10 protein-coding genes and 1 riboswitch are annotated in these 14,083 nt (G+C 68.6%); of the genes, 9 read left to right on the top strand and 1 reads right to left on the bottom strand.

What is annotated here, in order from left to right:
* Positions 1-8: 8 nt before the first annotated feature.
* A riboswitch (molybdenum cofactor riboswitch) is annotated at positions 9-147 on the top strand.
* A complete protein-coding gene (gene moaA / locus DJ019_RS08490; RefSeq protein ID WP_111275592.1) occupies positions 138-1,115 on the top strand; it encodes a GTP 3',8-cyclase MoaA in 978 nt (325 codons plus the stop codon). (Overlaps the previous riboswitch by 10 nt.)
* Before the next feature lie 3 nt (positions 1,116-1,118).
* On the opposite strand, the gene ftrB is transcribed toward moaA, so the two are convergent.
* On the bottom strand, positions 1,119-1,892 hold the full coding sequence (gene ftrB, locus DJ019_RS08485) for a transcriptional activator FtrB (protein ID WP_111275591.1): 774 nt from the start codon (positions 1,890-1,892) through the stop codon (positions 1,119-1,121).
* 311 nt (positions 1,893-2,203) lie between these two features.
* Here ftrB and DJ019_RS08480 point away from each other — a divergent pair, with 311 nt between their 5' ends.
* The 8 genes from DJ019_RS08480 to DJ019_RS20920 are packed head-to-tail and all read left to right on the top strand — an operon-like array spanning position 2,204 to position 14,072.
* The gene (locus DJ019_RS08480) at positions 2,204-3,571 is read left to right on the top strand and encodes an MFS transporter (protein WP_240606419.1); all 1,368 of its coding nucleotides are present in this window, start codon (positions 2,204-2,206) and stop codon (positions 3,569-3,571) included.
* A 17-nt stretch (positions 3,572-3,588) separates the two neighbouring features.
* A complete protein-coding gene (locus tag DJ019_RS08475; protein ID WP_111275589.1) occupies positions 3,589-5,010 on the top strand; it encodes an MFS transporter in 1,422 nt (473 codons plus the stop codon).
* Complete coding sequence (locus DJ019_RS08470; protein WP_111275588.1) at positions 5,010-8,738, top strand: nitrate reductase subunit alpha; 3,729 nt, start codon at positions 5,010-5,012, stop codon at positions 8,736-8,738. The genes DJ019_RS08475 and DJ019_RS08470 overlap by 1 nt, the downstream gene beginning before the upstream one ends.
* Complete coding sequence (narH, locus tag DJ019_RS08465; RefSeq protein WP_111275587.1) at positions 8,738-10,261, top strand: nitrate reductase subunit beta; 1,524 nt, start codon at positions 8,738-8,740, stop codon at positions 10,259-10,261. The genes DJ019_RS08470 and narH overlap by 1 nt, the downstream gene beginning before the upstream one ends.
* 4 nt (positions 10,262-10,265) lie before the next feature.
* The gene (narJ, locus tag DJ019_RS08460; protein ID WP_111275586.1) at positions 10,266-10,973 is read left to right on the top strand and encodes a nitrate reductase molybdenum cofactor assembly chaperone; all 708 of its coding nucleotides are present in this window, start codon (positions 10,266-10,268) and stop codon (positions 10,971-10,973) included.
* A gap of 11 nt (positions 10,974-10,984) precedes the next feature.
* Positions 10,985-11,761, top strand: a complete 777-nt coding sequence (gene narI, locus DJ019_RS08455; protein ID WP_111275585.1) for a respiratory nitrate reductase subunit gamma — start codon at positions 10,985-10,987, stop codon at positions 11,759-11,761.
* 2 nt (positions 11,762-11,763) lie between these two features.
* Entirely contained in the window at positions 11,764-12,873 is a 1,110-nt protein-coding gene (locus tag DJ019_RS08450; RefSeq protein WP_111275584.1) for a peptidylprolyl isomerase, read from the top strand.
* The gene (locus tag DJ019_RS20920) at positions 12,870-14,072 is read left to right on the top strand and encodes a hypothetical protein (protein ID WP_165843942.1); all 1,203 of its coding nucleotides are present in this window, start codon (positions 12,870-12,872) and stop codon (positions 14,070-14,072) included. The genes DJ019_RS08450 and DJ019_RS20920 overlap by 4 nt, the downstream gene beginning before the upstream one ends.
* The last annotated feature ends 11 nt before the right edge of the window (positions 14,073-14,083 follow it).

The raw sequence follows: 14,083 nt of genomic DNA, 5'->3' as shown, positions 1-14,083 counted from the left end.
GTACGGTGAACTCATCTGCTCCGAGCGGTCCTGCCTAAAGCGCCTTCCCGCGCCACGGCGTGTCCGCCGCGCCGGCCCACCCGGCAAGGGTCGCGGGGGAAACCCCGCCGCCTCCCGCGCTTGGAAAGGAGCCCGCGTTGGGACGTCTCGTCGACGGCTTCGGCCGCCGTTTCCGCTATCTGCGGCTCTCGCTCACCGAGGTCTGCAACTTCCGCTGCACCTACTGCCTGCCGGACGGCTTCCGGAAGACAGGACCGCTCGACTTCATCTCGCCGCTGGAGGCCGAGCGCGTCGTGCGCGCGTTCGCCGATATGGGCGTGGGGAAGGTCCGGCTGACCGGCGGCGAGCCCAGCGTCCGCCGCGACCTGACGCACATCATCGCGCGGACCAGCGCCGTGCCCGGCGTGGACAAGGTCTGCATCACCACGAATGGCTGGAACCTCCAACGCCAGATCGACGGGTGGCATGAGGCGGGCCTCACCAACCTGAACGTCAGCATCGACTCGCTCGACCCGGAGGGCTTCCGCCGGATCACCGGTCATGATCGGCTGGGCTCGGTGATCGCAGGTCTCGACCGCGCGCTGGAGCGCGGCATGCCGGCGGTGAAGGTCAACGGCGTGCTGCTGCGCGACACCGCCGCGTCCGGGTTCGACGCCTTCGCCGAGTTCGTCCGCGAGCGGCCGGTGGCGGTGCGGTTCATCGAGCTGATGCGGACCGGCGACAATGCCGAGTTCTTCGCCGACCAGCACGTGCCCGGCGCCGTGCTCACCGACTGGTTGGCGACCCGGGGATGGACCCGGCGCGAGCGGGAGCTGGACGACGGACCGGCCGTGGAGTTCGTGCATCCGGACTACGCCGGCCGTATCGGCCTCATCGCGCCCTACGCGCCCGGCTTCTGCGACAGCTGCAACCGGCTACGGGTGACCGCGCGCGGCCAGCTCCGCCTTTGCCTGTTCGGCGAGCTGGGCGTGAACCTGAAGGACCTGCTGGAGAAGGACGAGCCGGAGGCGCTGCGCGCCCGGATCGTGGCCGCGCTCGCGGGAAAGCCGGCCGGTCACCGCCTGCACGAGGCCAACAGCGGCGACACCCGCCAGCTTGCCCAGTTCGGAGGCTGAGGGTCAGGCCACCTTGGAGGAGGCGGGGCGCGGCCAGCGTTCGCGTTGCGCCTTGCCCGTCGGGCCGCCGCTCACCGGCTGGTGGTTGTCGATCAGCGGATCCGGCTTGGCGAGACGCTCGAGCACCACCGGACGGGCAATGGTCACCTGCGGCCCATTCACCTCCACCCCGTAGTCGGCAAGGGTCGCGAAGGCGCGCGAGAGGTTCTCGGGTGTCATGCCCAGGAGCGAGGCCAGCACCCGCTTTTCATGCGGCAGGGTGAAGGTTGGATCCCCGCCAAGCCGGAGCCGCTGGGTGATGAGGTAGTTGGCCAGCCGCTCGAGGCCGCCGCGCAGCTTCTGGTTCTTCAGGGTGCGTACGAGGCCGCGGTAGCAGCCGGCAAGCTCCTGGGCGACGGCGATACCGAACGAGGCGTCCTCACGCATCGCGCGGCGGATCGCCTCGCCCGACAGCATGAGGATGTCGGACCGCTCGATCGTCCGGGCGCTCATCAGCCCGTCGGCGTCCAGCACCACGGCCGCGAGGATGAAGGTGGAGACCGGCCGGAGGACGGAGAGCGTGGTCTCCTTGTCGTTCCAGGTGCCCTCGAGTTCCACGAGGCCATCCAGCAGCACGTAGAGGAAATCGACCTGGTCGCCCTCGAGCAGCAGGGTGGTGCCGGCGGGGAAGCGCTGCAGGAAGGCGCCTCCCGTGACGTTGCGAAACGTCTCGTCCGAACACTCGGCGAACAGCGGCAGCGCCCGAACCCGCTCCAGTTCAGTGTCTCGCATCGGCATCCGGCGGGACCCTCCCAATCTGGCCAACTCGTGGTGTGTGCCCCGACCGACCGCATCCATCCTTGATTTTCGTCAATCAGGCCCGCTGCGGGTGGATTTCCCACTTGCTTTTCATCAAGCCGCGAAATGACGTCGATCTATTATCAATCGTTACTTGAGCAAGCTTGACTTGAACAAATGACATTTCAGAGTCAATTCTTGCACTTGCCGACCAATCGATTGATGTCGGTCAAATCTAGTGACGCGTCTCTGCTGCAAACGAACCAGCGACAGCGGGGGCAAAGGGCCCTCGCAGGACTTCGAGGGTCATCGTGACCGCCAAAGCCGCACCATCCCCGCCAGGCGCCGGCATTGCGCTCGGCATGAGCACCTTCGCCTTCACCGCGTGCTTTGCGGTGTGGACGATCTTCTCGATCATCGGCGTGCAGATCAAACAGGAGCTGGGGCTCAGCGAGTTCCAGTTCGGACTGCTGGTCGGCACCCCGATCCTGACGGGCTCGCTGATCCGGGTGGTCCTGGGGGTCTGGACCGACCAGTACGGTGGCCGCCTGGTGAACCTGGTGGTCATGCTGTCGGCTGCGGCTGCGACCTATGCCTTGTCCTATGCCGAGACCTACCTCCAGTTCCTGATCGCCGCCCTGGGCGTCGGTATCGCCGGCGGCTCGTTCGCGGTCGGCGTCGCCTACGTCTCGAAGTTCTTCCCGAAGGAGAGGCAGGGCACCGCGCTCGGCATCTTCGGCGCGGGGAACGTCGGCTCGGCGGTCACCAAGTTCGGCGCGCCGTTCGTGATGGTGGCGTTCGGCTGGGAGACAGTCGCCCAGGTCTGGGCCGGTCTGCTGGCGCTCATCGCCGTGATCAGTTTCCTGGTCACCCGGGACGATCCTGACCTCATCCGCCGGCGCGCAACGGGGGAGAAGGCCGAGGCCACGTGGCTCCAGCTCTCGCCGCTGAAGAAGCTGCAGGTCTGGCGCTTCTCGCTCTACTACTTCTTCGTCTTCGGAGCCTTCGTGGCGCTGGCGCTCTGGCTGCCGCGCTACCTGGTCGGGGTCTACGGCCTCGACATCAAGACCGCCGGCATGATCGCCGCAGCCTACTCGATCCCCGGCTCGCTGTTCCGCGTGTTCGGCGGCTGGCTGTCGGACAAGATCGGCGCGCGGAAGGTCATGTACGTCACCTTCAGCGTCAGCCTGGTCTGCACCTTCCTGCTCTCGTACCCGGCCACCAGCTACGTGGTCGACGGCATCCGCGGACCAATCGAGTTCCGCCTGGCCACCGACCTCGTCACCTTCACCGTCATCGCCTTCGTCCTCGGGTTCGCCATGAGCCTCGGCAAGGCGGCGGTGTTCAAGCACATCCCCGTCTACTACCCGGCCCACATCGGCTCGGTCGGCGGCCTGGTCGGCATGATCGGCGGCCTGGGCGGCTTCATCCTGCCCATCGCCTTCGGCGCCCTGAACGACCTGACCGGCGTCTGGACCAGCTGCTTCATGCTGCTGTTCGTCCTCGTCGCGACCGCGCTTGCCTGGATGCACTTCGCGATCCGCCGGATGGAGCGCCGCGCCGCGCCGCAGCTCGGGACCCTGCCCGAGCTGCCGGAGATGGCCGGCATGCCGACGCAACCCAACCCGCCGCAACCTGCGCGCCCCGCCGTCGGCGGCGGCTTGCAGCCGGCCGAATGACAAGAGGCACGACTCAGATGTCCGCAGAACGGTCCGGCCGCCACGTCCTCACCGACTGGCGCCCCGAGGATCCCGGGTTCTGGCAGGCCAGCGGCAAGCGCGTGGCCACCCGCAACCTCTGGATCAGCGTCCCCAACCTGACCCTGGCCTTCGCCATCTGGATGGTGTGGTCGATGGTCGTGGCGAAGCTGAAGCTGATCGGCTTCAAGTTCACCACCGAGCAGCTCTTCTGGCTGACGGCCCTGCCCGCGCTGTCCGGCGCGACGCTGCGGATCTTCTACAGCTTCCTGGTGCCGATCCTGGGCGGGCGGCTCTGGACCCTGGTCTCGACGCTGTCGCTGCTGATCCCGGCCATCGGCATCGGCATCGCCGTCCAGAACCCCGCCACGCCCTACTGGGTGTTCGTGGCCCTGGCCCTGGCCTGCGGCCTCGGCGGAGGGAACTTCGCCTCGTCGATGTCGAACATCTCGTTCTTCTATCCGAAGGCCGAGAAGGGCAACGCGCTGGCGGTCAACGCCGGCTTCGGGAACCTGGGTGTCAGCCTGATGCAGTTCCTGGTGCCGGTCGTCATCACCCTGGGCGCGTTCGCCCCGGTGGTCGGCGCGCCGCAGATCGCCGTCGAGAAGGGCGTCGAGAGCCAGGTCTGGCTGCAGAACGCCGGCTTCGTCTGGGTCCCGTTCATCGTCGCCGCGGCGGTCGCCGCGTGGGTCGGCATGAACGATATCGCCTCGGCCAAGGCCTCCTTCGCGGCCCAGTCCGTGGTCTTCAAGCGCACCCACAACTGGGTCATGTGCTACCTCTACCTCGGCACATTCGGCTCGTTCATCGGCTTCTCGGCGGCCTTCCCGCTGCTGACCAAGACGCTGTTCCCGGACGTGAACGCCCTGCAGTTCGCCTTCCTGGGGCCGTTGGTGGGGGCCGCCTCGCGCGCGCTGACTGGCTGGGTCTCGGACAAGTTCGGCGGCGAGTACGTCACCACCTGGGTGTTCCTGGCCATGTCGCTGGGCGTGGGCGCGGTGCTCTACAGCGTCGGCGCCACCGGCGCGGCGCCGTCCTTCGCCTTCTTCTTCGCCGCCTTCATCTGGCTGTTCTTCTGGACGGGCGTCGGCAACGCCTCGACCTTCCAGATGATCCCCGCGATCATGCGCTCGGACATGCCGCGGCTGATGCCGGCGGCCGATCCGGCCACCCGCCTCAAGGCCGCCGAGATGGAATCGGCCGCCATCGTCGGCTTCTCGTCGGCCATCGGCGCCTTCGGCGGCTTCTTCATCCCCAAGGCGTTCGGGGACTCCCTGAAGGCCACCGGCGGCCCTGAGACCGCCCTCCTCGTCTTCCTCGGCTTCTACCTGAGCTGCGTCGTCGTGAACTGGGCCTTCTACGCCCGGCGGAACTCGATGCTCCACGCGCCCCAGCAGCCCGCGATCAAGGTCCCCGCATAATGAGCCACACCCTCGACCGCCTCGCGTTCTTCACGCGCAAGACCGAGCTGTTCTCCAACGGCCACGGTGTCACCAACGACGAGGACCGCGCCTGGGAGGAGGCCTATAGGTCCCGCTGGCGCCACGACAAGATCGTGCGCTCCACCCACGGTGTGAACTGCACCGGCTCGTGCTCCTGGAAGATCTACGTCAAGGGCGGGATCGTCACCTGGGAGACCCAGCAGACCGACTATCCGCGCACCCGGCCCGAACTGCCCAACCATGAGCCGCGCGGCTGCGCCCGGGGCGCCAGCTATAGCTGGTACCTCTACTCGGCCAATCGGGTGAAATACCCGCTGGTCCGCTCCCGCCTGCTGAAGCTGTGGCGCGAGGCGCGGGCCAGCCGCTCGCCGGTGGCCGCCTGGGCCTCGATCCAGAACGATCCGGCGAAGCGCAAGTCCTACACCTCGATGCGCGGGTCGGGTGGTTTCGTCCGCGCGACGTGGGACGAGGTCACCGAGATCGTCGCCGCGGCCAACGCCTACACCGTGAAGCAGTGGGGCCCCGACCGGGTGTTCGGCTTCTCGCCGATCCCCGCCATGTCGATGGTCTCGTACGCCGCCGGCGCACGTTACCTGCAGCTGCTCGGCGGCGTCTGCGGCTCGTTCTACGACTGGTACTGCGACCTGCCCCCGGCTTCCCCCCAGACCTGGGGCGAGCAGACCGACGTGGCCGAGAGCGCCGACTGGTACAATTCGGGCTTCCTGATGCTGTGGGGCTCCAACGTCCCCCAGACCCGCACGCCCGACGCCCACTTCTACACCGAGGCCCGCTACCGCGGCGCCAAGTCGGTGGTGATCTGCCCCGACTACTCCGAGGCCTCGAAGTTCTCGGACCTGTGGCTGCCCGTGAAGCAGGGCACGGACGCGGCGCTGGCCATGGCGTTCGGCCACGTGATCCTCAAGGAATTCCACGTCGACCGGCAGGTCCCCTACTTCCGCGACTACGTCCGCAAGTATTCGGACCTGCCCATGCTGGTCCGGCTGGTCCCGCAGGAGGGCGGCTACGTTTCCGAGCGCCTGCTGCGCGCCTCGGACTTCGTCGGCGACCTCGACCAGGCGAACAATCCGGAATGGAAGACCGTCTCCGTTGACGACGCGACAGGCCAGATCGTCGTGCCCAACGGCTCCATCGGCTTCCGCTGGGGCGAGGACGGGAAGTGGAACCTGGAGGAGAAGGACGCGGCCGGTCAGGACACGGTCCTGCGCCTGGGCCTGAAGGGCGTCCACGATGAGGTGGCCGGGGTCCGCTTCCCCTACTTCGCCAATACGGCGTCGAACGGTTTCGCCTCGACCGAGCACCCGGACGTCCTGGTCCGCAACGTGCCGGTCAAGCGCCTGCAGCTGAAGGACGGCGAGACCCTAGTCGCCTCGGTCTACGACCTGTTCCTCGCCAACTACGGCGTCGACCAGGGCTTCGGCGGCGAGCACATGCCCGACAGCTTCGAGAGCCTGGAGCCCTATTCGCCGGGCTGGGCCGAGGCGATCACAACGGTGCCTGCCGAGCAGATCATCGCCGTGGCCCGCGGCTTCGCCACCAATGCCGAAAAGACCAACGGCAGGTCGATGGTGATCATCGGCGCGGCGATGAACCACTGGTTCCACATGGACATGAACTACCGCGGCGTCATCAACATGCTGGTGATGTGCGGGTGCGTCGGCCAGTCGGGCGGCGGCTGGAGCCACTACGTCGGGCAGGAGAAGCTGCGCCCGCAGACCGGCTGGGCCCCCCTGGCCTTCGCCCTCGACTGGGCGCGGCCGCCGCGGCAGCAGAACTCCACCTCGTTCTTCTATGCCCACACCGACCAGTTCCGGTACGAGACGGTCAGCGCCTCCGAGATCCTGTCGCCGACGGCGCCGCAGGGGCCGTGGGACGCCTCGCTGATCGACTTCAACGCCCGCGCCGAGCGCATGGGCTGGCTGCCGTCGGCCCCGGCCCTGAAGACCAACCCGCTGGACGTCGCCCGCGCGGCGGACGCGGAAGGCGTCGATCCCAAGGTCTATGCCGTGCGCGAGCTGAAGGCCAAGAGCCTCGAGCTCTCCTGCATGGACCCGGACGACCCGGCCAATTGGCCGCGCAACATGTTCGTCTGGCGCTCGAACCTGCTGGGCTCGTCGGGCAAGGGCCACGAGTACTTCCTGAAGCACCTGCTGGGCGCCGCCCACGGCGTGCAGGGCAAGGACCTCGGCGAGGACGGCCGGCAGAAGCCGCGGGACGTGGCCTGGCATGACCAGGCGCCGGAAGGAAAGCTGGACCTGCTGGTCACCCTCGACTTCCGGATGTCGACCACGGCGGTCTACTCCGACATCGTCCTGCCGACGGCCACCTGGTACGAGAAGAACGACCTCAACACCTCCGACATGCACCCCTTCATCCACCCGCTCAGCGCGGCCGTGGACCCGGCGTGGGAGTCGAAGTCGGACTGGGAGATCTTCAAGGCCATCGCCCGGAAGTTCTCGGACGTGGCGCCCGAGGTGCTGGGCGTCGAGAAGGACGTCGTACTAACCCCGATCCAGCACGACAGCGCCGCCGAGCTGGCCCAGCCCTTCGACGTGAAGGACTGGTACCTCGGCGAATGCGAGGCGATCCCGGGCAAGACCATGCCCCAGATCACCGTGGTCGAGCGGGACTACCCCAACCTCTACAAGCGCTTCACTTCCCTCGGCCCGCTGATGACCAAGGTCGGCAACGGCGGCAAGGGCCTGGCCTGGAACACCGAGCACGAGGTCGCCCTGCTGGGCGCCCTGAACGGCGAGGTCACCGAGCCGGGCGCGACCCAGGGTCTGCCCCGGATCGAGACCGACATCGACGCCTGCGAGACGGTGCTGATGCTGGCGCCGGAGACCAATGGCGAGGTCGCGGTCAAGGCCTGGGCGGCGCTGGAGAAGCAGACGGGGCGCGAGCACACGCACCTGGCGATCCCCAAGGAGGACGAGAAGATCCGCTTCCGGGACCTGCTCGCCCAGCCGCGGAAGATCATCTCCTCGCCGATCTGGTCGGGGCTGGAGAGCGAGAAGGTCTGCTACAACGCCGGCTACACCAACGTCCACGAGCTGATCCCGTGGCGGACCCTCACCGGCCGCCAGCAGCTCTACCAGGACCACCTGTGGATGCGGGCGTTCGGCGAAGCGCTGTGCGTCTACAAGCCGCCGATCGACCTCAAGACGACCCACGTCCAGGGCCAGAAGCCCAACGGCGAGAAGGAGATCGTCCTCAACTTCATCACCCCGCACCAGAAGTGGGGCATCCACTCCACCTACTCCGACAACCTCCTGATGCTGACGCTGAACCGCGGCGGCCCGGTGGTGTGGATTTCCGAGGACGACGCCCGCGCCGCGGGGATCGAGGACAACGACTGGATCGAGGTCTTCAACGCCAACGGTGCGCTCACCGCCCGCGCGGTGGTGTCCCAGCGCATCCGGCCGGGCACCACCTTCATGTACCACGCGCAGGAAAAGATCGTGAACACGCCCGGATCCGAGATCACCGGCCAGCGGGGTGGGATCCACAACTCGGTCACCCGCGCGGTGCTCAAGCCCACGCACATGATCGGCGGCTACGCCCAGCTCGCCTACGGCTTCAACTACTACGGAACCGTGGGCTCGAACCGGGACGAGTTCGTCGTCCTCCGCAAGATGAAGAAGGTCGATTGGCTCGAGCAGCCGCGTTCGACCGTGGAGCCCGCATAATGAAAGTCCGCGCCCAGATCGGCATGGTGCTGAACCTCGACAAGTGCATCGGGTGTCACACCTGCTCCGTGACCTGCAAGAACGTGTGGACCAACCGCCAGGGCGTCGAATACGCCTGGTTCAACAACGTCGAGACCAAGCCCGGCGTCGGCTATCCCAAGGAGTGGGAGAACCAGAAGCGCTGGAACGGCGGCTGGGTCCGCAAGCCCAACGGCAAGATCGAGCCCAAGATGGGGGCCAAGTGGCGGATCCTCGCCAAGATCTTCGCGAACCCCGACCTGCCCGAGATCGACGACTACTACGAGCCTTTCGACTTCGACTACGGCCACCTGCAGACCGCGCCGGAGATGAAGGCGTTCCCCACCGCCCGGCCGCGCTCCAAGATCAGCGGGGAGCGGATGGAGAAGATCGAGTGGGGGCCGAACTGGGAGGAGATCCTGGGCGGCGAGTTCGCCAAACGGCGGGCCGACTACAACTTCGAGGGCGTCGAGGCCGACATCTACGGCCAGTTCGAGAACACCTTCATGATGTACCTGCCGAGGCTGTGCGAGCACTGCCTCAACCCCGCGTGCGTGGCCGCCTGCCCGTCGGGCGCGATCTACAAGCGCGAGGAGGACGGCATCGTCCTGATCGACCAGGACAAGTGCCGCGGCTGGCGGATGTGCGTCTCGGCCTGCCCCTACAAGAAGATCTACTACAACTGGGAGAGCGGTAAGTCCGAGAAGTGCACTTTCTGCTTCCCGCGCATCGAGGTGGGCCAGCCGACGGTCTGCTCCGAGACCTGCGTGGGCCGGATCCGCTACCTCGGCGTCCTGCTCTATGACGCCGACCGGATCGAGGCGGCGGCCGCCGAGCCCGACGAGAAGAACCTCTACCAGGCCCAGCTCGACGTCTTCCTCGACCCCTTCGACCCGAAGGTGATCGCTCAGGCCCGCGCCGACGGCGTGCCGGAGGCCTGGCTCGAGGCGGCGCGTCACAGCCCCGTCTACAAGATGGCCATCGACTGGAAGGTCGCCTTCCCGCTGCACCCGGAATACCGGACCCTGCCGATGGTCTGGTACGTGCCGCCGCTGTCGCCGATCCAGTCGGCCGCCTCGGCCGGCGCGCTGGAGATGGACGGCGAGATGCCCGACGTGAAGTCGCTGCGCATCCCGGTGAAGTACCTCGCCAACCTGCTCACGGCCGGCAACGAGCCGCCCGTCGTCCAGGCGCTGGAGCGGATGCTGGCCATGCGCAGCTACATGCGGGCCAAGACCGTGGACGGGCGCATCGACCACCGCATCTGCGAGCGCGTCGGGCTCTCCGCCGCGCAGGTCGACGACATGTACCGGTACATGGCCATCGCCAACTACGAGGACCGCTTCGTCATCCCGACGACGCACCGCGAGGTGGTCGAGGACGCCTACGACATGCGCGGCTCCTGCGGCTTCACCTTCGGCAACGGCTGCTCCGGCGGCCGCACGGAACTGGGCCTGTTCGGTCCCAAGAAGCGCTCGCGCGCCGACACCCCGATGGAGGCGTAAGACCATGTCGCTCAGCTACCGGGCGCTCGCCCTCTTGCTCACCTATCCGACCGAGGCCACCCGCGCGCTGCTGCCCGCCGCCGCGGCCGTGCTGGAGGATGACGCGCGCATTCCAGCGCCGATCCGCCGCTCGCTGGTCAAGCTGGCCGAGGACATCGGCGCCGCCGACCTCTACGAGACCCAGGAACGCTATGTCTGGCTCTTCGACCGGACGCGGTCCCTGTCCCTGAACCTCTACGAGCACGTCCACGGCGAAAGCCGCGACCGCGGCCAGGCCATGGTGGCCCTGCTGGAGCTCTATCGCTCCAAGGGCCTGGAGCTGTCGGCCAACGAGCTGCCGGACCACCTGCCGGTGTTCCTGGAGTTCCTGTCGACCCTGCCCGACGACGAGGCCGCCTCCCTGCTCGGCGAAGGCGCGCACGTGCTCCACGCCATCGGCGAGCGGCTGCACAAGCGCCAGAGTCCCTACCGGGCCGTGTTCGGCGCCCTCACCGCGCTGGCCGTCGATGCGGCCGACGCCGAGGCCCTGGCCTCGCTGATGGCCGAACCCGACGACAACCCCGACGACCTCGAGGCCATGGACAAGCTGTGGGCCGAGACCGCCGTCTCCTTCGGGCCGTCCGACGTGGGCTGCCCCAAGGCCGAGGCCCTCGTCACGGCCATGAACGCCAACCCGCGACCCGCGCGCCCCCGCGCCGGCGCGACCGCCTGAGGAACGCTGCCATGGACCTCAACCAGATCGTCTTCGGCGTCTATCCCTACATCGCCCTCGCCACCCTGGCCCTGGGCTCGGTGATCCGCTTCGACCGCGAGCCCTACACCTGGCGCACCGGCTCGTCCCAGCTCCTGCGGCGCAAGCAGCTCATGGCCGGCTCGGTGCTTTTCCACCTGGGCGTGCTAATGATCTTCGCCGGCCACTTCGTCGGCCTGCTGACGCCGATCGCCGTATGGGACGCGCTGGGCGTCAGCCACGGGGCCAAGCAGATGCTGGCCATCGTCGCCGGCGGGATCGCGGGCGTGTTCGCCCTGGCCGGCGGCGCGCTCCTGTTGCACCGGCGCCTGTTCGACCCGCGCATCCGCGCGAACTCCAGCTTCGGCGACACCGCGATCCTGATCATCCTGGTGACCCAGCTCATCCTGGGCCTCGCCACCATCCCGGTCTCGCTGCAGCACCGCGACGGCGAGGAAATGGTCAAGTTCATGAACTGGGCGCAGGGGATCTTCACCTTCCGCGCCGGCGCCGCGGACTACGTCGCCGACGTGCCCTGGGTATTCAAGGCGCATCTGGCGCTGGGCCTGACCATCCTGCTGGTGTTCCCCTTCACCCGCCTCGTCCACATGCTCTCCGCGCCGGTCTGGTATCTGAACCGCCGGGGCTGGCAGCTCGTGCGCACCCGGCGCGTCCTGCCCCGCCGGCCGGAGCCTGCCGCGCCGGTCTACCCCAACACGCCCGCCGTCCGGCCCAGCACGCCGGCCCAGCAGCTCAAGGCGGCGGAATAGCCATGCGCACAGTCGTCTTCGACGGGGTGGAAGTCCCCGAAGCGCTCCTCGCCCGCGAGGTGCAGAACCATCCGGGCGCCTCGGCCGCCGACGCCCGCGCCGCGGCCGGCCACGCCCTGGCGATCCGCGCGCTCCTGCTCAACCGCGCCCTGGAACTGGGTCTCGAGCCCCAGCCCGAGATCGACGATCAGGGGCGGGAGGAGACCGCCGAGGAGGCCCTCGTCCGCGCCGTGCTGGACGTGGAGGTCGAGGTCCGCACGCCCACCGAGGCCGAGTGCCGCCGGGTCTATGACGCCGAGCGTGCGCGCTTCCGCACACCGCCGTTGATCGAGGCCTCGCACATTCTCATCGAGCCGCGCGGCGACAGCCAGACGGACGTCGCCACGGCCCGGGCAGCGGCTCTCTGTCTCGCCGAAACCCTGGCGTCCGGGACCTGCACCTTCGGCGAGCTCGCCAAGGACCACTCCGACTGTTCCTCGGGCGCCGTCGGCGGCTCCCTGGGCCAGCTTCGCCCCGGGGATCTCGTTCCCGAGGTGGAGGCCGTCCTGGCCGCCCTCCAGCCGGGCGAGATCTCGGAGCCCATGCAGTCCCGCTTCGGCTGGCACCTCCTGCGCCTCGACCGCCGCGTCGAGGGCCGCGAGCTGCCGTTCGAGATGGTCGAGGCCCGCATCGCCCTGCACCTCGAGAGCCGCGCCTGGACGGCCGCCGCCGCCCACTACGTGGCCGACCTCGCCGCCGACGCCCGCAGCCGAGGCGTCGCCCTGACCCTCACCGAGGAGGGCGGCGTACGCGAGGGCTCGGCCACCCTCGGCGACTTTCTCAGCGACGCCGGGGCCGCGCGCCGTCTCCAGCCCTGGCTGGAAGCCGTCGATCCTGCCCTGCACCAGCGCCTGACCGCGGCGGCCGAGGCGGCGGGCGAGCCGGTGGCCGACTTCGTCCAGGCCGCCATGGCCGACTTCGTGACCGAAGCCGACGACGAGCGGTGGACCAACCTGATCTCCGCCGCCCGCGACGCCGAAGACCCGGCGCTGGCCTGTCTCGCCGCCGTCCTGCGCTCGAAGCTGGTCCCGGCCAAGCAGACCTTCACCCTCATCCGTAGAGTTTCAGCGTGAGCTCACTTCGCCAGCGCCTGGCCTGTGGCGCCTTCCTCTCGGTCCTCGCCGCGCCGGCGGCCGCGCTGGCCCAGGCCCTGCCCGGCGACATCATCCTCGACATGCGCCTGCGCTACGAGACCGTCGACCAGGACGGCTTCGGCGAGGACGCCCAGGCCCTCACCCTGCGCACCCGCTTCGGCTACGAGACCCCGGCCTGGCACGGCTTCAAGGCGCTGGTGGAAGGCGAGAACGTCACCGCCCTGGTCGACGACTACAACAGCTCTACCAACGGCAAGGCCCGCTACCCCCTGGTGACCGATCCGGAGGACACCGAACTCAACCGCGCCCAGGTCTCCTGGACCGGCAAGCAGGGCGAGGCGGTCGTCGGCCGCCAGCGCCTGGTCCTCGGCAATGCGCGGTTCGTCGGCAACGTGGGCTTCCGCCAGAACGAGCAGACGATGGACGCGGCCAAGGCCGTTTTCCGTCCCTCCAAGGACCTGGCCGTCACCTATGCCTACGTCGACCGCGTGCACCGCATCTTCGGCGACGACCATCCGCAGGGTGAGTGGGACAGCGATACGCATCTCGTGCAGGCCGACCTGAAGACGCCGGCGGGCCAGCTCACCGGCTACGGCTACTTCATGGCGTTCGAGAACGCGCCGACCCAGTCCAACGCCACGTGGGGGGTGCGCTTCACCGGCGCAAAGCCGCTGCGCCCCGGCCTGTCGCTGACCTACGAGGCCGAGTACGCCCAACAGGTCGACTATCGGAACAGCCCCCGCGATTTCGACCTGGGCTATCTGGCCATGAGCGCCGGGCTGAAAGGGCCGCGGCACTGGGCGAGCCTCAATGTCGAGCGGCTGGACGGCGACGGCCGGCGCGGCTTTGCGACCCCGCTGGCGACGATGCACGCTTTCCAGGGCTGGGCTGACGTCTTCCTGAACACGCCGGCCGCCGGTGTCCGCGACATCAACCTCAAGGCCGGCACGACCATGAAGCTGGGACCGGGCGGCAAGCCGCTCCGCCTGATGGCCGTCGCCCACGAATTCACCGACGACGACGGCTCACGCCGCTATGGCCGCGAACTGGACCTGCTGGTCGCCGCGCCGATCACCAGCATGGTGACCGCCGAGGCCAAGGCCGCCCTGTTCGACGGCGCCCGCCCCGGCTTTGCCGACCGCACCAAGGTCTGGTTGACGCTGGAGCTCAAGTACTGACCCGAGGGCCA

The organism is Phenylobacterium kunshanense (assembly GCF_003254525.1).
In the GTDB taxonomy this organism is placed as follows: Bacteria; Pseudomonadota; Alphaproteobacteria; order Caulobacterales; family Caulobacteraceae; genus Phenylobacterium; species Phenylobacterium kunshanense.
Note: the sequence above shows the minus strand (reverse complement) of the source record. Positions and strands in the feature narration are given on the sequence as shown.